Annotated in this window: 21 protein-coding genes; 16 read left to right on the plus strand and 5 right to left on the minus strand. The window is 56.5% G+C overall.

What is annotated here, in order from left to right:
• Positions 1-14: 14 nt before the first annotated feature.
• Genes CSQ93_RS19770 through CSQ93_RS19780 form a run of 3 tightly spaced genes read right to left on the minus strand, consistent with a single transcriptional unit; the run spans position 15 to position 3,520 of the window.
• Entirely contained in the window at positions 15-944 is a 930-nt protein-coding gene (locus CSQ93_RS19770; protein WP_099379495.1) for an ABC transporter permease, read from the minus strand.
• Entirely contained in the window at positions 937-2,013 is a 1,077-nt protein-coding gene (locus CSQ93_RS19775; protein WP_099379496.1) for an ABC transporter permease, read from the minus strand. The genes CSQ93_RS19770 and CSQ93_RS19775 overlap by 8 nt, the downstream gene beginning before the upstream one ends.
• On the minus strand, positions 2,006-3,520 hold the full coding sequence (locus CSQ93_RS19780) for an ABC transporter ATP-binding protein (RefSeq protein WP_099379497.1): 1,515 nt from the start codon (positions 3,518-3,520) through the stop codon (positions 2,006-2,008). The genes CSQ93_RS19775 and CSQ93_RS19780 overlap by 8 nt, the downstream gene beginning before the upstream one ends.
• Positions 3,521-3,960: 440 nt before the next feature.
• Between CSQ93_RS19780 and CSQ93_RS19790 the strand changes: the two genes are divergently transcribed.
• The 14 genes from CSQ93_RS19790 to gluQRS all read left to right on the plus strand — a co-directional run bounded on the left by CSQ93_RS19790 (position 3,961) and on the right by gluQRS (position 14,044).
• On the plus strand, positions 3,961-4,773 hold the full coding sequence (locus tag CSQ93_RS19790) for an outer envelope protein (protein WP_099379553.1): 813 nt from the start codon (positions 3,961-3,963) through the stop codon (positions 4,771-4,773).
• 78 nt (positions 4,774-4,851) lie between these two features.
• Positions 4,852-6,705 carry a type VI secretion system baseplate subunit TssF gene (gene tssF / locus CSQ93_RS19795; protein WP_099379499.1) on the plus strand — a complete coding sequence of 618 codons (1,854 nt, stop codon included), beginning with the start codon at positions 4,852-4,854 and terminating at the stop codon, positions 6,703-6,705.
• A complete protein-coding gene (gene tssG, locus CSQ93_RS19800) occupies positions 6,669-7,715 on the plus strand; it encodes a type VI secretion system baseplate subunit TssG (protein ID WP_099379500.1) in 1,047 nt (348 codons plus the stop codon). The genes tssF and tssG overlap by 37 nt, the downstream gene beginning before the upstream one ends.
• Before the next feature lie 77 nt (positions 7,716-7,792).
• A complete protein-coding gene (locus CSQ93_RS19805; protein ID WP_199534458.1) occupies positions 7,793-8,143 on the plus strand; it encodes a hypothetical protein in 351 nt (116 codons plus the stop codon).
• Between the two features lie 330 nt (positions 8,144-8,473).
• The gene (locus CSQ93_RS28940; protein WP_158301291.1) at positions 8,474-8,611 is read left to right on the plus strand and encodes a hypothetical protein; all 138 of its coding nucleotides are present in this window, start codon (positions 8,474-8,476) and stop codon (positions 8,609-8,611) included.
• A complete protein-coding gene (locus CSQ93_RS28945; RefSeq protein ID WP_158301292.1) occupies positions 8,608-8,913 on the plus strand; it encodes a hypothetical protein in 306 nt (101 codons plus the stop codon). The genes CSQ93_RS28940 and CSQ93_RS28945 overlap by 4 nt, the downstream gene beginning before the upstream one ends.
• A 232-nt stretch (positions 8,914-9,145) precedes the next feature.
• The gene (locus tag CSQ93_RS28950) at positions 9,146-9,409 is read left to right on the plus strand and encodes a hypothetical protein (RefSeq protein WP_233516267.1); all 264 of its coding nucleotides are present in this window, start codon (positions 9,146-9,148) and stop codon (positions 9,407-9,409) included.
• 37 nt (positions 9,410-9,446) lie between these two features.
• Positions 9,447-10,055 (plus strand): hypothetical protein, encoded by a 609-nt coding sequence (locus CSQ93_RS19815; protein WP_099379502.1) that lies wholly within the window; start codon positions 9,447-9,449, stop codon positions 10,053-10,055.
• Positions 10,056-10,131: 76 nt separating this feature from the next.
• Entirely contained in the window at positions 10,132-10,608 is a 477-nt protein-coding gene (locus CSQ93_RS28955; RefSeq protein ID WP_158301294.1) for a hypothetical protein, read from the plus strand.
• Positions 10,609-11,025: 417 nt separating this feature from the next.
• Entirely contained in the window at positions 11,026-11,346 is a 321-nt protein-coding gene (locus tag CSQ93_RS28960) for a hypothetical protein (RefSeq protein WP_158301295.1), read from the plus strand.
• Positions 11,347-11,387: 41 nt separating this feature from the next.
• Positions 11,388-11,615 carry a hypothetical protein gene (locus CSQ93_RS19820; RefSeq protein ID WP_199534459.1) on the plus strand — a complete coding sequence of 76 codons (228 nt, stop codon included), beginning with the start codon at positions 11,388-11,390 and terminating at the stop codon, positions 11,613-11,615.
• A 76-nt stretch (positions 11,616-11,691) separates the two neighbouring features.
• Positions 11,692-12,081, plus strand: a complete 390-nt coding sequence (locus CSQ93_RS19825; RefSeq protein ID WP_099379504.1) for a VOC family protein — start codon at positions 11,692-11,694, stop codon at positions 12,079-12,081.
• Between the two features lie 52 nt (positions 12,082-12,133).
• A complete protein-coding gene (locus tag CSQ93_RS28965; RefSeq protein ID WP_158301296.1) occupies positions 12,134-12,988 on the plus strand; it encodes a hypothetical protein in 855 nt (284 codons plus the stop codon).
• Positions 12,989-13,114: 126 nt separating this feature from the next.
• Entirely contained in the window at positions 13,115-14,044 is a 930-nt protein-coding gene (gene gluQRS / locus CSQ93_RS19830) for a tRNA glutamyl-Q(34) synthetase GluQRS (protein WP_099379505.1), read from the plus strand.
• 78 nt (positions 14,045-14,122) lie between these two features.
• Here gluQRS and CSQ93_RS19835 read toward each other — a convergent pair whose 3' ends face one another.
• Positions 14,123-16,348 carry a TonB-dependent receptor gene (locus CSQ93_RS19835; protein WP_099379506.1) on the minus strand — a complete coding sequence of 742 codons (2,226 nt, stop codon included), beginning with the start codon at positions 16,346-16,348 and terminating at the stop codon, positions 14,123-14,125.
• 517 nt (positions 16,349-16,865) lie between these two features.
• Here CSQ93_RS19835 and CSQ93_RS19840 point away from each other — a divergent pair.
• Both CSQ93_RS19840 and bla read left to right on the plus strand, forming a co-directional pair.
• Positions 16,866-19,541, plus strand: coding sequence for a hybrid sensor histidine kinase/response regulator (locus CSQ93_RS19840; RefSeq protein ID WP_099379507.1), 2,676 nt, complete (start codon positions 16,866-16,868; stop codon positions 19,539-19,541).
• Between the two features lie 67 nt (positions 19,542-19,608).
• Complete coding sequence (gene bla / locus CSQ93_RS19845) at positions 19,609-20,427, plus strand: class A beta-lactamase (protein ID WP_442778340.1); 819 nt, start codon at positions 19,609-19,611, stop codon at positions 20,425-20,427.
• Here the strand turns inward: bla and CSQ93_RS19850 are convergent, their stop codons facing one another.
• On the minus strand, positions 20,428-20,862 hold the full coding sequence (locus tag CSQ93_RS19850) for a DUF695 domain-containing protein (RefSeq protein ID WP_099379509.1): 435 nt from the start codon (positions 20,860-20,862) through the stop codon (positions 20,428-20,430).
• Positions 20,863-20,888 lie beyond the last annotated feature (26 nt).

Raw genomic sequence — 20,888 nt, forward strand, 5'->3', positions numbered from 1 at the left:
CTTGTGGTGAGTGATTAATTTCCGGGATTGAAATTTTTCCCCAACGAAGCGGGCATGTTGAGCTTGATGTAATTGGCATTGCTGGAGATCAGCACCAGAACGACGATGGCCGCCACATACGGCAGCATCGACAGCAGTTGCGACGCGATGGGTACGCCCAGCGCCTGCGCGTGAAACGTCAAAATGGTGATGCCGCCGAACAGGTAAGCGCCACCCACCACGCGCGCGGGGCGCCAGGTGGCAAACGTGGTCAACGCCAGCGCGATCCATCCGCGTCCCGCCACCATGCCCTCGACCCACAGGGGCGTGTACACGAGCGATAAAAACGCACCGGCCAGGCCGCAGCAGGCGCCGCCGAACAGCACGGCCGCCAGGCGGATGGGGCGCACGGGATAGCCGAGCGCATGCGCGGACGCGGGCGATTCGCCCACGGCGCGCAGCACGAGTCCCGCCCGCGTGCGGTACAGAAACCAGGCGATGGCCAGGCACAGCAGCAAGGACAAGTACACCATCGGATGCTGGCGGAACAGGGCCGGCCCCAGCACGGGAATATCTTCCAGCAAAGGGATGCCGAAGCGGCCATTCTGCAAGCTGTTGCCCACATACTTCAAGCCGATATACGTCGAGGCACCGGCGCCGAACAGAGATAAAGCCAGGCCCGTCGCGTACTGGTTCGTGCCCAGCCACACGGTCAGCCAGGCAAAGAAACCGGACAGCACCATGCTGGCGCCCGCCCCCGCCAGAAAGCCCAGGGTAGCACTGCCCGTGTTGACGGCCACGGCAAAGCCCGTGATGGCCGAGACCAGCATCATGCCTTCCGCGCCCAGGTTGACCACGCCTGCCTTTTCATTCACCAATAAACCGAGGGCGGCCAGCATCAGCGGCGTGCCCGCATTGATGCTGGCGGCGATCAAGGGCGCGATGGTGAGCAGCAGGTTATCCATGTTTCCTCCAGCGCAGTTTGTATTGGATCAGCACGTCGCAAGCGAGCAAGGCAAACAGCAAGATGCCCTGGAATACGCCCGTGATCGCGCTGGGCAGGCCGAGGCGCGATTGCGCCAGTTCGCCGCCGATATAAAACAGGGCCATGACGAAGCTGGAAAAAATCACGCCCACGGGATGCAAGCGTCCGACGAAGGCGACGATGATGGCGGCAAAGCCGTAGCCGGGCGAGACCGTGGGCGTCAACTGCCCCATCGGCCCCAGCACTTCGCAGGCGCCCGCCAGGCCGGACAGGGCGCCGCAAATCAGCAGCGACGACCATAGAGTCTTGCGCGAGGAAAATCCCGCATAGCGGGCGGCGGCCGGCGCCATGCCACCCACGCGCAGGCGGAAGCCGGCAATGCTTCTGGATAAGTACAGCCAGCCGCCCAGCGAGGCCAGCAAAGCAAACACGATGCCCACGTGCAAGCGCGTATCGCTGATCACCATCGGCAACAGCAAGCCGTCCGACAGCAGTTTCGACTGGGGAAAGTTAAACCCTTCCGGGTCGCGCAGCACGCCATACACGAGATAGCTGAGCAGCAATTGGGCGATGTAGACGAGCATCAGCGAGACGAGGATTTCGCTGGCGTTGTAGCGGTCGCGCAGCCACGCCACCAGTCCCGCCCACGCCATGCCGCCCGCCATGCCGGCCAGCAGGGACACGCCGATGATGGCCGCGCCACCGACGCCGTCATCAAGGTACAGCGCGGCCGCGCCGCCGCAGATGGCGCCCAGGGTCAGTTGTCCTTCCGCGCCGATGTTATAGATGTTGGCGCGAAAGCAGATGGCCAGGCCCACGGCAATCAACAACAAAGGCGCGACTTTAAGGCCCAGCTCGGACCAGCCGTGCGCGTCGCGCAAGGGTTCGACAAAGAAGACGGCCAGACCGGCCAGCGGATCGTGTCCCAGCGCGATAAACAGCAGCGCGCCGCACAGCACGGTCAGCAGCACGGCCAGCACGGGCGACAGCCACGACATCAGGCGCGACGGTGTGGGCCGGGCTTCCAGGCGCAAGGCGAACTTAGCCATGGGCTGCCTCCTGCGGCCACAGCCCGCTCATCCATTGACCCACCTGCGCCACGCTGGCCTCGGCCACGTCGAGCGATGGCGAGATTTTTCCCTTCGCCATCACCAGCAAACGGTCGCTGATATCGAACAATTCATCGAGCTCTTCCGAGACGACCAGCAGCGCGCAACCGGCATCGCGCAGCGCCAGCAATTCGGCGCGGATTTGCGCGGCCGCGCCCACGTCCACGCCCCAGGTCGGCTGCGCCACCACCAGCACCGTGGGTTCACGCATGACTTCGCGTCCGACTATGTATTTCTGCAAGTTGCCGCCAGACAGGCTGCGCGCCAGCGCCTGCGGCCCGCCCGCCTTCACCTGGAAGCGGGCGATGATGGCGGCCGCCCGCTGCGCGATGACGTTATGGCGCACGAAGCCATGGCGGATGGTGGCCGGTGTCTGCAAGCTCAATAACACGTTGTCGGCCAGCCCCATGTCGGGCACGGCGCCGCGCCCCAGCCTTTCTTCCGGCACAAAGCCGAAGCCCAGCGCGCGGCGGCGGCCTGGCGGCAAGCGTCCCGCCGGCGTGCCATTGAGCACGATGCTGGCGGGGGCCGCGCGCATGTCTTCACCCGACAGGGCCGCCAGCAATTCCTGCTGGCCATTGCCGGACACGCCCGCGATGCCGACGATCTCGCCAGCGCGCACGTCGAAATTGATATCGATCAATTGCGTGGCGAACGGATGGCTCTTCGGCAACTGCAAATTCTTGACGCTCAGCATGACGGTACCGGGCGTGCGCGCCACGCGGGTGACGGCGGGCGGCTCGGCGCCGATCATCATGCGCGACAGGCTGGCCGCCGACTCTTGCGAGGGGTCGCACACGCCCGCATTCTTGCCGGCGCGCACCACCGTGCACGTATGGCACAGGGCGCGGATTTCGTCGAGCTTGTGGCTGATGTACAGGATGCTGCAGCCTTCGGTCGCCAGCTGGCGCAAGGTCGTAAACAGTTTCTCCACGGCGCCCGGCGTCAGCACGGACGTCGGTTCATCGAGGATCAGCAGTTGCGGCTTGGCCAGCAAGGCGCGCACGATTTCCACACGCTGGCATTCGCCGACGGAAAGCGTGTGCACGTGGCGCTGCGGTTCCAGGTCCAGGCCGTACTGACGCGCCGTCGCTTCGATGCGCTGCGCCAGCTCCGCCATGTTGGTGCCGGCGGGCAAACCGAGGGCGATGTTTTCCGTCACGGTCAAGGTGTCGAACAGGGAAAAGTGCTGGAACACCATGGCGATGCCCAGCGCCCGCGCGGCCGACGGGTTGGCGATCTCGACTTCGCGGCCATTCCACCGGATGCGGCCACCGTCGGGTTGCACCGCGCCGTAGATGATTTTCATCAGGGTCGATTTGCCGGCGCCGTTTTCACCGAGCACGGCGTGGATTTGTCCGGGCGCGACGGTGAGACAGATGCCGTCATTGGCCACCACGGCCGGATAGCGCTTGCTGATATCGAGTAATTCCAGGCGTGCCGTCATTGTTTTTTTCGTGCCTCGCTGCAGGGTCGCCGGCGTTGGCGCCGGTGGAGAAATTCAAGCTCTTGTCTCTATCGTATCGGCATCCGCAGCGCTTGGGGGATGGCGTGGCGGCGCGCATTTCTATTTCCGCAAAAAAACAACACCTGTATACAATTTTGAAAAAAATTATCAGCTTTACAGCGGCCGCCTTGCCCCGCAAGGGCGAGAAGGTGCGATGATTATATGCAAGAACTGATAGTAAGTATGCAGATAAAACATATCGCCCAACGCGGCGCTTCTCGCATCATGGATTGAACGGCGCGCAAGTTGCCTCATCGCAGCGCATCGTGCGGGTTACGCCCCCTGCTATTTCATTTCCCGTTTCCCAACACCGCCATCAGGAGCCGAAAGTGCCAAAAACCATACCGTGTCTGTTGCTCTGCCTCACTACCACCCTCGGCGTGGGCGCAACCGCCCAGGCTGCCGAATGGAGCGATACCGCGCTGAGCTGGCGCGCCGGCAATGACTACCGCGAGCCGTTCAATCCCGACGACATCAAGAAAAACATCTTCGCCATCACGCACGCCAGCGGCTACAAATACGGCAGCAACTTCGTCAACCTGGATTTCCTGATCTCCGACAGCAAGGACCCTGGCGCGCTGGGCAAGACGTCCGGCGCGCAGGAAGCGTACCTGGTGTACCGCAACACCATCGACATCGGCAAGGTGCGCGGCAGCGACATCAAGTTCGGCCCCGTGCGCGGCGTCGGCGTCACCCTGGGTTTCGACGTCAACACGAAAAATGACGTCGGCTACAACTCGCGCAAGCGCATGCTGGTGGCCGGCCCGACACTGATGTGGGACGTGCCCGGCTTCTTCAACACCAGCCTGCTGTTGCTGCGCGAAAGCAACGCCCCCAGCGGCGCCTTCCCGCCCATCTCGCAAGTGACGGGCCGCTACACGTATAAGACGCATGCCATGCTGACGGGCGCCTGGGGCATCCCCCTGTCGCCGCTATTCTCGTTCGAAGGTTTCTTTAACCTCATCGATTCAAAAGGCAATGATGAAGTGGGCCGCAAGACGGCGGTGGAAACGAATATCGACATGCAAGTGATGTTCGACGTGGGCGCCGCCCTGGGCAGCGCCAAGAACACCTTCCGCGTGGGTCTGGAATACCAGTACTGGAAGAACAAGTTCGGCAACTCGCCCGCCACCACGGGCAACGTGGGGCAAACGGCGAAGACGCCGATGATACGCGCGGAGTACCATTTCTAAAATTCATTGTTACGCATCAACACCCACCTTCGCGCCTGATGCCAGCATGAAGCTTTCCTGCTGGCGGAGAGCGCGACCGTGGAACAACTACTGCCGTATTACGAGCGTGAGCTGGGCCTGTTCCGCCAGTACACGCGCGAATTTTCCAGCCGCTATCCGAAGGCGGCCGGGCGCCTGCTGATCGCCGGCGAGACGTGCGAAGACCCGCACATCGAGCGCCTGATCCAGTCTGTTGCCCTGCTCACGGCGCGCGTGTCAAAACGCCTCGACGACGCCTATCCGCAATTTACCAACTCCTTGCTGGAAACCCTGTACCCGCACTACCTGCGGCCCTTTCCCTCGTGCTCCATCGTGCGCATCGCCGCCGATGAAGCGCCGAGCGGCGGCCAGCTGGCCCAGCCTGTGCACATTGCGCGCGGCACGGTGCTGCGCTCGCATCCGGTGCAGGGCGTGGCCTGCAAGTTCACCAGCGCGTACGACGTGACCCTGGCGCCGCTGGCCATTACGCGTCTGCATTTCTCGCCGCTCATCGACGCGCCGCCCGGCCTGCGCCTGCCCGCCGGCGCCAGCGCCTTGCTCAGCATGCAGTTCACCAGCAGCAGCGAGCAGTACCACCTGGACCAGTCCGGCTTTGCCAGCCTGCGCATGTTTGCCGATGGCGAACCGTCGGTGCGCGCGGCCCTGCTTGACGCCCTGTTCCTGCACGGCGCGGGAGCGTACGTGGCGCTGGACGAACACGGCCCGTGGCTGGCCGTCGACGGCACCGTGCTGGCGCCGGCCGGCTATGCGGAGGACGAGGCGCTGATCCCCATTTCCGCCCGCTCGCACCCGGCCCTGCGCCTGCTGACCGAGTACTTTGCGTTTCCGGAAAAATTCCATTTCATCGATATCGCATGGTCCCTGCTGGCCGCCCTGCTGCCAAAACAGTGCCGCCAGTTCACCCTGCACCTGCCGCTCATGGGCGTGCGCAGCGACAGCCACGAGGCGCGGCTCTTGTCCGGCGTCAGCCCCGATAATCTCTTGCTCGGCTGCACGCCCGTCGTCAACCTGTTCGCCAAGTCCGGCGTGCCGATCCGCCTCACGCATACCGAACCCGACTACGCGCTGGTGGCCGATGCCACGCATGCGTTTGCCTACGACATCCACAACATCGAGAGCGTCACCGTGGTGCGCAAGGACGAGGCCGGCGAGCGCCTCAGCACTTTCTTGCCGCTGTATGCCTCGCTGCAGGGTTCTCAGGTAGAACAGGGCCAGGAGTATGGTCAATACTGGCTGGCGCGCCGCGACGAAGCCGTGGCCGCCATCAGCCCCGGCCATGAAATGCGGCTGAGCCTGATCGACCCGCAGTTTTCACCAGGCAGCGCGGCCTGCGCCACCGTCTCGACGCAGCTGCTGTGCAGCAACCGCGACTTGCCCACGCAGTTGCATTACGGCTTGCCCGGTGGCGACCTGCTGGCCGAAGACGTGCCCGACGGCATCCCCGCGCGCTTCCTGCGCAAGCCCACGCCCAGCCTGCGTTTCCTGGCGGACACGCACTGGCGCCTGATTGCGCACCTGTCGCTCAATTACTCCAGCCTGACGCAAGCGGGCCTGGCCGAATTCCAGAAAATGCTCAGCCTGTATGACCTGCCCCGCTCGCCCACCACGCAGCGCCTGATCCAGGGCATCGTCACGCTCGAACACGGCAGCACGCGTGCCTGGATGCCCACCGTGCCGTTTCCCACCCTGATGCCCGGCATCGCCATCCGCCTGGGCATCGACGAGCAAGCCTTCGTCGGCTGCAGCATCCATATCTTTGCCCAGGTGTTGCAGCGCTATTTCGCCCTGAACAGCCAGCTCAACTGCTTTAGCCAACTGACGCTGCTGTCGCACCGCAGCGGCGAGGAACTCCTGCGATGCCCGGAACGCAGCGCCGACGCCACCCCAGCGTGATCCAGCAATTGCTCGACGCGCCGCAGCGCTTCGAGTGCTTCCAGGCGCTGCGCCTGCTGCTGGCGTGGCTGGCCGAACACGGCATCGACGAACACACGGCGTTGGCAAAGCTCGTGCGCTTCGACAATAGCGTCTCGCTGCGCTTTCCCGCCAGCCAGGTCGAAGCGCTCGCGACCGGCGGCATCGAGGATGCCGATGCCCTGCTGCTGGCGCTGCTGTCCGGCCACGGCAAGCCCATCCACCTCACGCCCGCCTTCATGGGCCTGCTGGGTTGCCAGGGCAGCTTGCCCAGCCACTATTCGGAGCGCATCGCCGCGCACCAGCACAGCGAACGCGTCACCGGCCCGCGCGCCTTTCTCGACCTGTTTTCCAGCCGCGCCGTGGCCCTGTTTTATCAGGCCTGGCAAAAATACCGCGTCGAGCAAGCCGGCCACAGCGGGGACTTCCTGTCGCGCCTGCTGGCTCTGGCCGCATGCCAGCCGGGCCAGGGCCAGGACGAGGCCGCCGCCGGCCTGTACAGCGGCTTGCTGCAGCAGCGCAACCTCTCGTCCATCGTCATGGCGCGCATCCTTGCCGACCACTTCGGCGTGCCCTGCCATATCGACGAGGCGACGGGAGCCAGGGACGTGCTGGCGCCGCGCGAACAGACGGCGCTGGGCATGGCCAATGCCGTGCTGGGCCAGCGCGCCACCGTCGGCGAGCGCTGCCGCCGCCCCGACCTGGCCGTGCGCCTGCGCCTCGGTCCGCTCACTGCCAAGCAGCACGCCAGCTTCCTGCCGCGCGCCGCTGGCAGCCAAGCGCTGCGGCACATGCTGATGCTGTTCAGCCAGCCGCTCGTGCGCTACGACATCGTGCTGGTGCTGCGCGCCAGCGATGTGCAAGGGACGACGTTGACGGCAGCGCCACAAGGCGGCCTCGGCTGCAACAGTTTCCTTGGCGATGCGGCAACGCCGCGCCACCGCGATGACAAACATTACGAAATGCACTTGATGCCCTCATTCAACGATTGATCCTTGCGGCTGCGCAAAACGCTTGTGTTCGCTATTGCTACAGTCGGCCAACGATCCCTACCGTGAAGCGATGCGCGATGAGCGAGTTCCCCGATACGACGACGGCATGGGCGGCATTGACGGGCGACATGCAGGGTCAGCGCCTGCTGCGCCTGCGCTTTCCGCATGGCGACGGCCCCGCCGGCATCCGCTTCCTCGCCAACAGCCTGTCCGCCAGCGAAAGCCTGTCGCGCGACTTTTCCTATGTGGTGGAAATGCTGTCCGACGATGCCAGCATCGCGCTCGACAAGGTGCTGACCATCGAACTTTTACACACAAATCATCCGCACAAAATATTGAGTCCAACAAAGAAATTAAAGGAGAAAAAATTATGGAAAAAGTCCGAAAATTTGATGACAAAATTTCTGGATAATACTTTAGATATATAACAATTGCCTATATTGATTTTGAAAAAAACAAAAATATTGAAGATTTCATTATCTACATAAAAGATGATGATAATGAAATAGAGTTAACATTCCACCCAAGTCTTGCAAAGGGAGAGAGTCCAATGCTAGGAGGAAAAACCTCGCTGGGTCGGACGGTGGTTTATCTTATCTCAAAAAAAGACAAGACAATAATTAAAATAAATTATCAAAAATGAATTTCATTAAATTACTTTAAAGCAAGATATTTTTATAAAAATTTCTTAAAAATTACCAGCAACCACATTCCACAACGGGTCATCGATGCAAAAAAACCATCCATGCGCTTAAGGAATGGCAGCAAAGGAAGCAAGAGCTATTGGCACATACATTACAGACGCAGGAGGAGGAAATCAATATTTCATTGATGATTCAGATATATCAAAACTCAAAGCTAATGAAAAATATTTAAATTTCCGACGCCATAAATGAATATAAATAAAAATACTGGAGATATCGAAATAAATGAGAATTTTCACGTAAACAAAAACACATCAACAAAAGAAATAAAAAACATAAATTTTCTTGAATATTTTGGAAAAATAAATGACTTTGAAACATATAGCATGCGAAATATTCAATTTCTCAATGTGGAAACAAGAGTAAATTTAAGACTTAAAAATGGAATTCTTTGCATTATTGAAATATTCTGGACAGATGGAGTCACAAACAGACTTGGCTATAACTCCAGTCACTTGGACATGATCAATGAAAAAAATATCTTAGTAAGTTAGTTTCAAAATCACTAGGTCAATCAGCGGAAATATCGAAAAAGTACGAGGATTTTTTTTCTTTCTCGTGGGGATACATACTAATCAAGGCAGATCAAAAATCATCACTTTGCTCGACAATGATAATATATGGCAAAAACACAAATATATAATAAAGAAAATAAATATTAACTAGCAGAGTACTCCAACAAACATTTCCTATCCCGATAGAGATATGAAAAAACATATATCCAAAATGGAAAACCTGGAAGAAAAAATTTCCGGAAAAAATCTTGAAAAATTGCTCGTGGCTTTGGTTGAATTCAGAAAAGAGCAAAGGAATATTTCAGATTTTGAAATATATATTCAAGACAACAACGAAGATATTAAAATAACCTTCGTACCAAATTTTGCACCCGGTGAAAAAATACTAGGTGGAAAAACATCAATGGGAAGATCCGTCACTTATACCATTTCAAAAAAGACGAGAAAAATCATCAGTTCAAACTATCATAGATAAAATGAGACTATCAATCAAATAGAGTTCACTCTAATTAATGATGAAAAAATTGCGTCTGGAAGAAAAATATCTTAAAAATTTGCGAAGAAAAATTATCGCAAAAAAAACTGCACCACTTACAAGCAACGAACTTGATTTTTTTGCCAGCTTGCTCGAACGCGAATTTTATAGCCCGGAACTACATCAGGTCATCTGGGATATAGCATGGCAAAGTCCTGCAAACGCAGCCATGTTAAAAATTGCACAAAATATCATCGCCATCAATGTATCTGCCGACGACGACGATGTTTTCAATAGCCATATTGAAGCTATATTTAGTTACTACCTACAAAACTCACCAAGCTATGAACAAGAGAAAATTCTTGATCGCTTCGAAAAAAGCAAATCCCTGAGACTGCGCATGATTGTGGCCGAATTCCACATGTGGAAAAATCATGTTTTGAAAGGTTTGCACATGATGGCAAAAATACTTGATGAGGAAAATATAGATCATGCTATCGCTGATTCTATTTGCATGTGGATCGCGCAAAAGAGAACTCCGGAACTACAGAACTCTTTTCTTCATGATGCGGCCCAAGAACGGGAACAAGGAAATATTTCCTATGCGAAAACTCTAGAGTGGATATGCGAAAATCTCATCCGATAGCGGTCAAGGCATATTGTCCGGCTGGAGATTATCGTATTACCACTCCGTACCAGGTCATCCGGCAAGGTTTCAAAAAATGAAAACATTATCCTTTGATAAAGAAAGTGGTTATTTCCTATTGGATGGCATCATGATGGCGCCACTTAACGAATCTGAATTTATTCAAATTGCAAAAGAAAATAACATTGAGATAGAAGACAATAAAACAAACACTTATGTGCACAGTTTATCAACCTGCGGAAGATTGAATGAATTTGAGTTTGGCATAAATTTTATTTTTAAAAATTATTGCATGAAGAGTGTTTGGCTATCGTGGGATGGGGGAAATACAAAAAAATATGGATATAACACGACAGAGTACCAATTAATAGCCGACAAAAACCGACTAGCCAAATTACTTGCTGAAGTCTTGGGAAAAGGTCCTGATGAGATAAAGAAAACATTCTCCGCATTTAATTTTTCATGGGGCAAAATTTCAGCTTCAGCATCTCTTCAATCAGCGATGGCATCAATTGGAATATCGTGGAATATGCACTATTTTCATACGCAATAAATCAAAGGACAAAAATGAAAATTCTTATTTATCCACATAAGAAATTTTTATCAAGTATGAATTTTTAAATTGGAAATGGAACTGATATCCACATTAAGCTGTCCAAGGATTGGAATAGCAAACTAATCACGCCAAAAATAATCAATCTACTGATCAATGAAAATTCAGAGGAAAAGAGTTGGAAATATGTTTTTTGCATTTTTCTAAATCCGAGTTTCTTCTCCGCTTATTTTTATGCCCAATCAGAAAACTATAGGGTAAGCCTGATTGATGAAAATAAGAAACTGATAAAATTTCACAAAATTTAAATTATTGACAATGAATATAATTCATTATGTTATATTTGAAGATGGATATTTTTCCGCAAACGAATCAATCATTCTATTTAAAGGAATGAAAAGAAAAGATCTACACTCGATGGATCATGACTGGGAAGCATGGATAAAGCATGAAGACGGGGCAATCGCCTACAAAACAAGTTTCAAACTAAAAAAAATGAAAATAATAGTTATTTTTTTTGAGAAAGATGATGGCCTCATAAAATTCTGGGATTTTGGTCCGGAAAATTGCATGGACGGATTTCAGTCTAAACCCGAAGGAAAATATACAAGAAGATTGAGACGATGGTTTCTAGATGAGTTTGCTATCACGCTGCCGCAATCAGGACCTTGGGGGAAAATAGATGCATGTCATGACCCGCACAATCACACCACATCGGTTTTTTGTGCCTATCAATAAAACCACTATTAAATTCGGCTAACTTTCAGCTAACTATGTGCATGAATATTTCAGATACAGCACAAGAGATGTCAATTTTAAAAATTCCATCAAATGCTTTCTCGATTGGCGATCCGGCTCAGGATGAGAGTCTGTGCATCAGAGAAAAAAAAGGATGTTGGGAAGTTTTTTACTATGAACGAGGAATAAAGACAGAGCTTCGCGTTTTCAAAGAAGAACATGAAGCCTGTGAAAATTTTTTATTAATAATAAAATCCTGGTTTATGTAATTTGAAAGTAATATTTTTTTGTATTTATCCTATCTTCCCAAGAGAACCATGAAATCCAGAAAATCCAGAAAATCACATGTTAAACACAATCAATATAGGAATACTTTGCCTTAATTTTGACGAAGCAAAAGAATTTTACATTGACAATCTCGGATTCTTTATTACGATGGATACCATCATTCAGTGTGATTCAGGCACCAGTCGCCGCCTGACAATGGCGCACGAGTCCAACAAAAAATTCTCAATAGAATTCATGCCTCCTTCAAACATTGAGCAAGCACATCGCGTAGGTAGCAAAGGTGGTACGCTCAATCTATTCACTTTACCAACGAAAAATATTGACACGCTCAAGGAGCGACTGGACAAAACTGCTTTTTTCATCAGTTACGTAGAGACTCCCTACGCAAGTTTTCTGAACGTCGAAGATCCGATGGGGAACAATATTTGCCTCTACGAACCGTGCTGAATCATTGCAATAATTCATACGAGATACCTCATCCAAAATTTCACATAACAGAATGAAAAAATTTGAAATCCCAGGCTGTATTTTTGATTTCATTGATGGACTACTGATCGTCAATGGAGAGATTGCATTATCGAAAAAAATTCCAGCAACCGATTTTATAAATAGTATTATCAATATATTCCATACCATACCTACAACAACAGCGGTTGGAATGTATATTTTTGATATCAATGGATGGGTAGACGAATACGTTGTCGAGTTAATTATTGTAAAAGAAAATTTCCCCGAAATAGATTACATAATAATAATACATTACTTTGAAAATAATTCTGTAGGCAACGGTGTAAGTGAATCATCGCTAGTCAAACAATTTCAAAGGAAGTCTGGGATTGCCGGAAAAATGAAAGGACTATCAGAAATAGTCTTTCAATTTTCGTGGGGAGGCGTTATCGCACAGCATGACATAAAAATATCTTCCTCATGCATAATCTTGCAGTACAAAACAGCCAGGAAATCACCCATCAGATTGAAAATGAATGATCATTGTGTATCGTATATCAATATAGATAAATCTGTAGAAGTGCAGCAACGAATAGTAGCATCCATAAAAAATAGTGATACCTTTTTTCCAAAAGCAAGTGAGATACGATGGCTGAATTTATTGAAGAAGCTACCTCGAAAATTAAAAATCTGTCTCATCAATGAAATTTCTTTTGAAAATACATTGATAGCATTGCATTCTTCAGGCTGGCCAGATGAGGGGAGCGTTGTAGCACTGCTCAGTAACAGGTTCAGAACTAAGGAATTCGACAAGGATTTACATTTCAGAGCGCTGAATGACGCGCATTACTGCAAAGAAGAAATTTCATATGTTGAAGATAACGTTACGCACTTGATGATCAATTAGGCAATTCAGGAACAGCCCAGGATTTGACTTGCCCATCGCCCTGCACGATACTTGCCGCTGTCGCCAAAGCTCCCCACCCTGAGCAATCAACCATCAGCGCCTGTCACCACCGCCTACACTCACAGCATGCCGTCTCCGAACTCTCCCACCGCCCCCTACATCGGCCGCTTCGCCCCCTCTCCCTCCGGTCCCCTGCACATGGGCTCGCTCGTTGCCGCCATGGCCAGTTATCTTGATGCAAAGGTGCATCGCGGCACGTGGCTGCTGCGTATCGAGGACCTGGACTATGACCGCAATGTCGAGGGCGCCGATCTCGGCATCCTGGCCAGCCTGCAGCGCTGCAGCATGTACTGGGATGGCGAGGCGACGTGGCAGAGCAAGCGCTTGCCGCTGTATGAGGCGGCGCTCAAGCAATTGCAGGATGATGGGCTCGTGTATGCGTGCGGCTGTTCGCGCAAGGAGATCCAGGATTCGAATTTACAGGCGGGCGCGCCGAAAAATGGGGCTGCCGTGTATCCGGGCACCTGCCGTCACGGCTTGGCGCCGGGCAAGGCGGCGCGGGCCTTGCGGCTGCGGGTGCCGCAGGGGGCCGATGCGGTGTACGCTTTTGCCGACCGCTGGGCGGGTCCGCAGCGGCAGGATCTGGCCAGCGAAGTGGGCGACTTCATCGTGCTGCGCGGCGACGGTTACTGGGCGTATCAGCTAGCCGTCGTGGTCGACGATGGCGCGCAGGGGATCACGCAAGTGGTGCGCGGCGCGGACTTGCTCGATTCCACGCCGCGCCAGCTGTATCTGCAGGATGTGCTGGGCTTGCCGCATCCCGGCTTCCTGCACGTGCCTGTCGTCACGAACGACAGCGGCGAAAAGCTGTCCAAGCAGACGGGCGCCCTCGCCTTCGATACAGGAACACAAGCCACCGAACTGCTGGCGTCGGCGCTGTTGCCGGCGGCCCGCTTCCTCGGCCTCGACGTGCGCGCCGAGAACGTCGAAGACTTCTGGCGGCAAGCGATTCCCGCCTGGGCGCAGCGCTTGTCGCAACTTCCGATACACGCATAAAAAAACCCGCCGCGGTGAACCGTTGGCGGGTTGGAATGCAAGCGCCAGCCGCTAGGGCCGGCGCCTGGTATCAGGCAATTAGAAGTTGCCTTTGAACTGCACCCCAAACTGACGTGGCTCATTGATGAAGCCCGTGCGGTTGTTGAAGTCGATGGCGCCCGTGATACGCTGGGTGTCGGTGATGTTGCGGCCAAAAACGGCCATTTCATACTTGCCAGCATCCCAGGTGTAGCCCACGCGCAAGCCACCTTCGACCATCGGCTTGCCGGTGAACTCGGTGGACTCGTACAGGAAGAAGTTGATCTTGCTGCGGTAAGCCCAGTCCGTGAAGACGAAGAATTCACCGTTTTCCATCGGGATCGAATAGCGGCCCGTGGCGGTGACCGTCCACTTCGGCGCTTGCGGCAGCGCATTGCCATTGATGATGGCGAAGCCAGCGGCGTTTTTCGGATCGGTCACGGTGCAGCTGCGGCATGTGGCCACCGACAGGGATGGATCCTTGATTTCCGTGAAGTTGTAGCTGCCACCCAACGACATCTTCAGGCTAGGCGTGACAAAACCTTCCAGTTCCAGTTCCGCGCCGCGGCCATTCGTCTTGGCTGCATTGATCAAACGCGTCACGTTCGAGGTGCCGCCAACGACCGTCAATTGCTGGTTTTTCACCTGGTAGTTGTACAGGCTGAAAGCGACGCGGGCACGGCGCTCGAACAGGTCGGCCTTGATGCCCGCTTCGAACGAGGTGATCGTTTCCGCATCGGCCACAGTCACGGACACATCCTTGCTGGCTGGCGCGATACTTGGCGCGCGGAAACCGGTGGCGATACGGCCGTAGAAGTTCACGTCCTTGTTGTACTTGTAGGTACCGCTCAGATCCCAGTTGACCTTGGCTTTGCTGACATCGGCGCTGGTCGGGTTGATTTGCGGGACGTTGTTCGCTACTACCGTGTTGAAATCCTTCTTGTCCTTGGTGTAGCGCAAGCCGGCACGCAGCATGAAGTCATCGTTGACGGCATAGTTGACCGAACCAAAGGTGGCCCAGGCCGTGTTTTTCTGGCGGCTGGCCAGGTGCGAAACGAGCGCATGGTCGCTACCGCCGAAGTTATCCGTATAACCGTTGGCATCTTCATTGAAGTAGTACACGCCAGCCTGCCAATTCAGCGGACCGGCACTTTTCGATTCAGCGCGGAATTCTTGCGAGTACTGTTTCACGCTGCTGATGCCGCCAGCAGTTTCCACCGGGAATGGAATCGCTGGCACCATGCCTGGTGCGCCACCGTCGATGTCGCCATGCGACACATACTTGCCCACGCGTTCGAAACCGGTGATCGAGTACAGCTTGACGCCGTCGAGTTCCCAGCTCAGGCGAGCGCTGGCGCCATTGGTGCGCAGCTCCTGGAAGTTCAAGGCATCGGTGTAGGATTTGGTCGGATTGAAACCGTCGACCAGGTCATTCGTGCCAAGCTTGATGGCGTTGGCGAAGAACACGCGCGCGCTGCCCGTGGTGCTGCGCTGATGCACATTGAACAGGGCGTTGAACGTGCCGTTCGGCGCATACATCAGCTGCACGCGTTCGGCGTGTTCGTTGTAGCCGTCCAGCGCGTTTTTCTTGCCCGTAAACGTGTTGTCGACGTAGTCGTCGCGGTGCTGGCGCAAGGTCGAGACACGCATGGCCCATTCTTTGCTCAGCGGTACGTTGACGGCGCCATCGAAATTGGTCGTGTTGTGCGTGGCGGCGGAGACGTTGTAATAGCCTTCAACCTTGTCCAGGTTCGGCTTGACGGATTCAAACTTGACCACGCCAGCAGGCGTGTTGCGGCCGAACAAGGTGCCTTGCGGGCCGCGCAGCACTTCCACGCCAGCCACGTCGAAAATCGGATAGCCCTTGAGGATCGGATTTTCTTGCACGACATCGTCGTAAATCAGGGAAACAGGTTGCGATGCAAAGATATTGAAATCGGTATTGCCATAGCCGCGGATGTAGAAGCGGGGGAAGGTGCGGCCGTTCGACGACTCCACGTTCAGGCTCGGCACTTTGCCGGCCAGCACGCGAATGTCTTGTCCGCCGGATACCAGCACGTCGAGCTTTTCGTCGCGCAGCAGCGACACGGAGACGGGCACGTCGCGGATATTTTCCTTGCGGCGCTGCGCCGTCACGGTCACGGTTTCCAGCTGGCTGGCGGCAGGGGTCGTATCAGCAGCGACTTCATCAGCATAAGCCGAGCCGATAGGCAAGGCAGCGGACAGTGCCAGCATAGCAGCGCTTTTGGCGCACAAACGCTTGTGCATCTTGGACATCTTGATCATGTTGTTTCCCAGAAGTTTAAAAAAGAATTGCGAAACCTGTCTCCGGGTTATGTACGGCGCTGGATGATCGTCTGCACCATCTCGGTGCAGCAGCGCGAGCGGATGTCTCTCCGCTCCTGGCGTCACTGGCTCTGCCCTGGCTGTCGTCCAAGCTGACAGCGGTCTGGCCGCATCTCTGGGATGTCTGATGAACACCAACTTTCAAGTAAGGCGCCAATTTAATTCAAGCGCCTTATGCGCTGCAAGAATATTGTTATGTAAAATATTCATTCATCAACATAAAGGGCCGACTAGTGGTTATTCAGCCACAATAGCGCCCCGGTCTTGCTATTTCCTTGCTATTTCCTCCGATCACCTGCCGTAGGGCGCGATTTTTTCGCCAGACTCGGGAAAGCGGAATGGGCATCCTGCAAGACAGCCCAGAGGGCAAAAATAGTTGTAATATCGCCAGAATTAAGTTGCCAGGCCGCCCCATTCCAGTGCGGCGAGGCCCCCTGCACCATCGTCGATAGCCTCCATGCCAGAACCCAGCCAGCCCAGCAACGCCGTCCCGTCCTCCACCGTCGCCGCCCAGGCGGCGCATCTGTTGCTGAGCGCCCATTGCGACATCGTCTGGAGCACGAAAACCTTCGGCCAGTTCGATGCCGACCAGCCATCCTGGCGCGCCTTCACAGGCCAGACGGAGGCCGAACTGCTGGGCCGCGGCTGGGTCAATGCCCTGCATCCGGACGACCGCAACTTGCCTTACGTCATGCCATCGCACCTGACCAGCGTGTTCGAAGCGGAATACCGGCTGCGCCACGTCAGCGGCGCCTACCGCAACATGCTCGTGCGCATGCTGCCCGTGCTGGCGCCCGACGGCAGCATCGTTGAATGGCTGGGCTCGCATTGCGACGTGACGCAGCAACGGCAGACGGAACAGCGGCTGCGCCTGGCCATGCAGGGCGGCCGCATGGGAACGTGGGAAATCGACCTGGGCAGCGGCAGCATGGCCGGCTCCGATGCCTTCAAGGCCAATCTGGGCCTGCCGCCTGACAGCCACATCGATTACGCGCGGTTGACGGGCGCCATGCTCGACGGCGACCTGCAGCACTGGCAGACGGTGGTGCACGCGGCCATCGCCAGCGCCAGCGATTTCGAAGTCGATATCCGCGTGCGCTGGCCCGATGGGTCACTGCACTGGGCGCACATGCGCGGTACTTGCGCCAGCGACGGCGCAAGCAATGTGATCGGCCTGTCCGGCATCTCGCTCGACCTGACGACCAGCAAGCAGAACGAGGAAACCCTGCGCCTGACCCTGGCGGCCGGCGAAGTGGCCACCTGGAACTGGGATATCGTGGCCGACCGGGTCACGGCCGACAGCAATATGGCGCGCTTGTTCCCCGTCAATGCCGATGCGGCCACGGCGGCGCCGCTGGCGCGCTACCTGGAGATCATCCATCCCGATGACCGCGAGCAAGTCAGCGCGCAGATTGCCCAGGCGCTGCAGGCGCACGCGCCGTTCGAGGCCAGCTACCGCGTCGGTGCCGGCGATGGCCAGTACCGCTCGGTCATCGCGCGGGGCCGCGCGGAATACGCGCCCGACGGCACGCCCTTGCAATTGCCCGGCGTCCTGCTCGACATCACGCGCCAGAAACAGGTGGAAGATGCGCTGCGCCGCAGCGAGGAACGCTACCGCACCCTGATCGAGCTGATGGACCAGGCCTTTTGCGTCATCGAAATGCTGTACGACGAGCAAGGCCGCCCCATCGATTTCCGCTACCTGGAAGGCAATCCCGCCTTCGTCAAGCAGTCAGGCCTCGACAATGCCATCGGCAAGACCATCCGCAGCTTCGTGCCCGACCACGACCAGCACTGGTTCGATATGTACGACCAGGTCGTCAAGACCGGCGAGCCCGTGCGCTACGAAAACGAAGCCGTGGCCATGGAGCGCTGGTTCGAAGTCTTCGCCGCGCGCCTGGGCGGCCCCGGCAGCCGCCTGCTGACGGTATTGTTCAGCGACATCAGCGAGCGCAAGCGCTCCGAGCAGCAATTGCGCCAACTAGCCGACAACCTGTCAGAAATGGACCGGCGCAAGACGGAATTCCTCGCCACCCTGGCGCACGAACTGCGCAACCCGCTGGCGCCCATTCGCAACGGTTTGCAGATCATGCGCCTGGCCGCCGACAAGCCCGCCACCGTGGCACGGGTGCGCGACGTGATGGAACGGCAAGTCAATCAGATGGTGCACCTGGTCAATGATTTGCTGGACGTGGCCCGCATCACGCGGGGCCAGATCGAACTCAAGCTTGAACGCGCAGACCTGAAAACCATCATTGCCAGCGCCGTGGAAACGAGCATGCCGCTGATCGAGTCCAGCCGCCATCAATTGCAGGTGCAACTCGATGAGCAAGCGCTGCCGCTCGAAGCCGATCCCACGCGCCTGGCGCAAGTGCTGGGAAATTTGCTCAACAATGCCGCCAAGTACACGCCGGCCGGCGGGCGGATCAGCTTGCGCGCATTACGCGATGGCAACGAGGCATTGATCGAAGTCAAGGACAGCGGCGTGGGCATACCCGCCGAGTCGATCAGCACCGTGTTTGACATGTTCACGCAGGTGGGGCAAAACATGGGCAGGGCGCAAGGCGGCCTGGGCATCGGCCTGTCACTGGTGCGGCGCCTGGCCGAGTTGCATGGTGGCAGCGCCACGGCGGCCAGTCCCGGCACCGGCCTGGGCAGCACCTTCAGCGTGCGCCTGCCGCTGCTGGAGGAGGAAGTGACAGCGTCCGCCGCACCGGCCGCACCGGCCAGCGCCAACGGCGGCCCGCATTTCCGCGTGCTGGTGGTCGACGACAATATCGATGCGGCCGACACCCTCGCCGCCGTGCTCGACATGATGGGCCACGCCACGCAAGTGGCCCACGACGGCGCGCAAGCCCTGGCCGTGGCGCCGCAATTCTTGCCGGACGTCATCTTTCTCGACATCGGCTTGCCCGGCATGAACGGCTACGAAGTGGCGCGCGCGCTGCGCCGGATACCGGCCGGCGCCAACGTCGTGCTCGTTGCCTTGACGGGCTGGGGCGCCGAAAACGACCGCAGCCAATCGAGCGCGGCCGGCTTCGACCACCATCTGACCAAACCGGCCAACCTGCTCGCCATCGGCGAACTGCTGGCCACCCTTTCCACTCCAACAACACTGACAGACCATGACTGAATCCCTGAACCACGTCCGCCGCCATCTCCTGCTGGCCGGCGGCGGCGCCCTGCTGTGCCCGACACCGATGTTGTTTGCCGCGCCCGCCACCAGCATCGCCGCCGCCCAGACGCAACTGGCCGCGCTGGAGCAAGCGGCAGGCGGACGCCTCGGCGTTGCCGCCTGGCGCCAGGGCAGCGAGCTGCGCCTTGCCTATCGCGCCGATGAACGCTTTCCCCTGGCCAGCACCTTCAAGGCCATGCTCGCGGGTGCCGTGCTCGCGCGCAGCGTCAGCCAACCGGGCTTGCTGGATCAGCACGTGCGTTACGAGAAAAAGGAATTGGTCACCTATTCGCCCATCACGGAAAAGCATCTGGCCGACGGCATGAACGTGGCCGACCTATGCGCCGCCACCTTGCAGTACAGCGACAATAGCGCGGCCAATTTCTTGATGACATTATTAGGCGGGCCGCAAGCCGTGACGGCGTTTGCGCGCAGCATCGGCAATACGGTGTTCCAGCTGGAACGCTGGGAAACGGAATTGAACAGCGCCATCCCCGGCGAAGTGCGCGACACGGCCAGCCCCGCGTCGATGGCGCACAGCTTGCAGCAATTGTTACTGGGAAATAGCTTGCCGGCATCGCAGCGCCAGCAACTCGATGCCTGGATGCGCGGCAACACGACGGGCGACAAACGCATCCGCGCCGGCGTGCCTGCCGGCTGGCAGGTGGCCGATAAAACCGGCTCGGGCGCGTATGGCAGCGTCAACGACATTGGCATCGCCTACCCGGCCAGCGGCGCGCCACTGGTCATCGCCGTGTACTACACGCGCGAACAGAAAAAAGCGGACACGAATCAGGACATCATCACGGCCGCTACGCGTATCGTGACGGCCGCGCTGGTGTAATTACTTCGGTAACGCTGCCATAAACCCCGCGTACGTGGACCATGCGGGGTCGGCCGCGCTGCGGATTTCAATCGGGAATTTGGGACGCGGCGCCAGCGCCGTGTTGAGGCGATTGAAAAATTCTTCGCCCGACTGCGTGTAATAAATCCATTCGCGCAAGTTCTCACCGGTGGACACCAGCGCCAGCGTGGCGAAGCCATCCGCTTCCACCACGGGTTCCAGCGCCGCTTCCAGCTCTTCCATGTGCTCGCGCTCGTTCGGCGCGGGCATGCCCGTCTCGTCCTCATAACGCCAGGCGATGATGATGCGGTCCGGCTGCGACGACAGGTCCCAGTCGTCATGGAAAGTGTCGACATAGCGGTAGATGATGGCCATCTCGTCGCTATGCGTGACGATGGTGCCCCAGCTGCGGGCGGAAGTGGAATTTTCGTTCATGGTTGCAACAGTCAAAAAGTAAAATC

The sequence above is a fragment of the Janthinobacterium sp. BJB426 genome, from assembly GCF_002735705.1.
Taxonomy (GTDB): domain Bacteria; phylum Pseudomonadota; class Gammaproteobacteria; order Burkholderiales; family Burkholderiaceae_D; genus Janthinobacterium.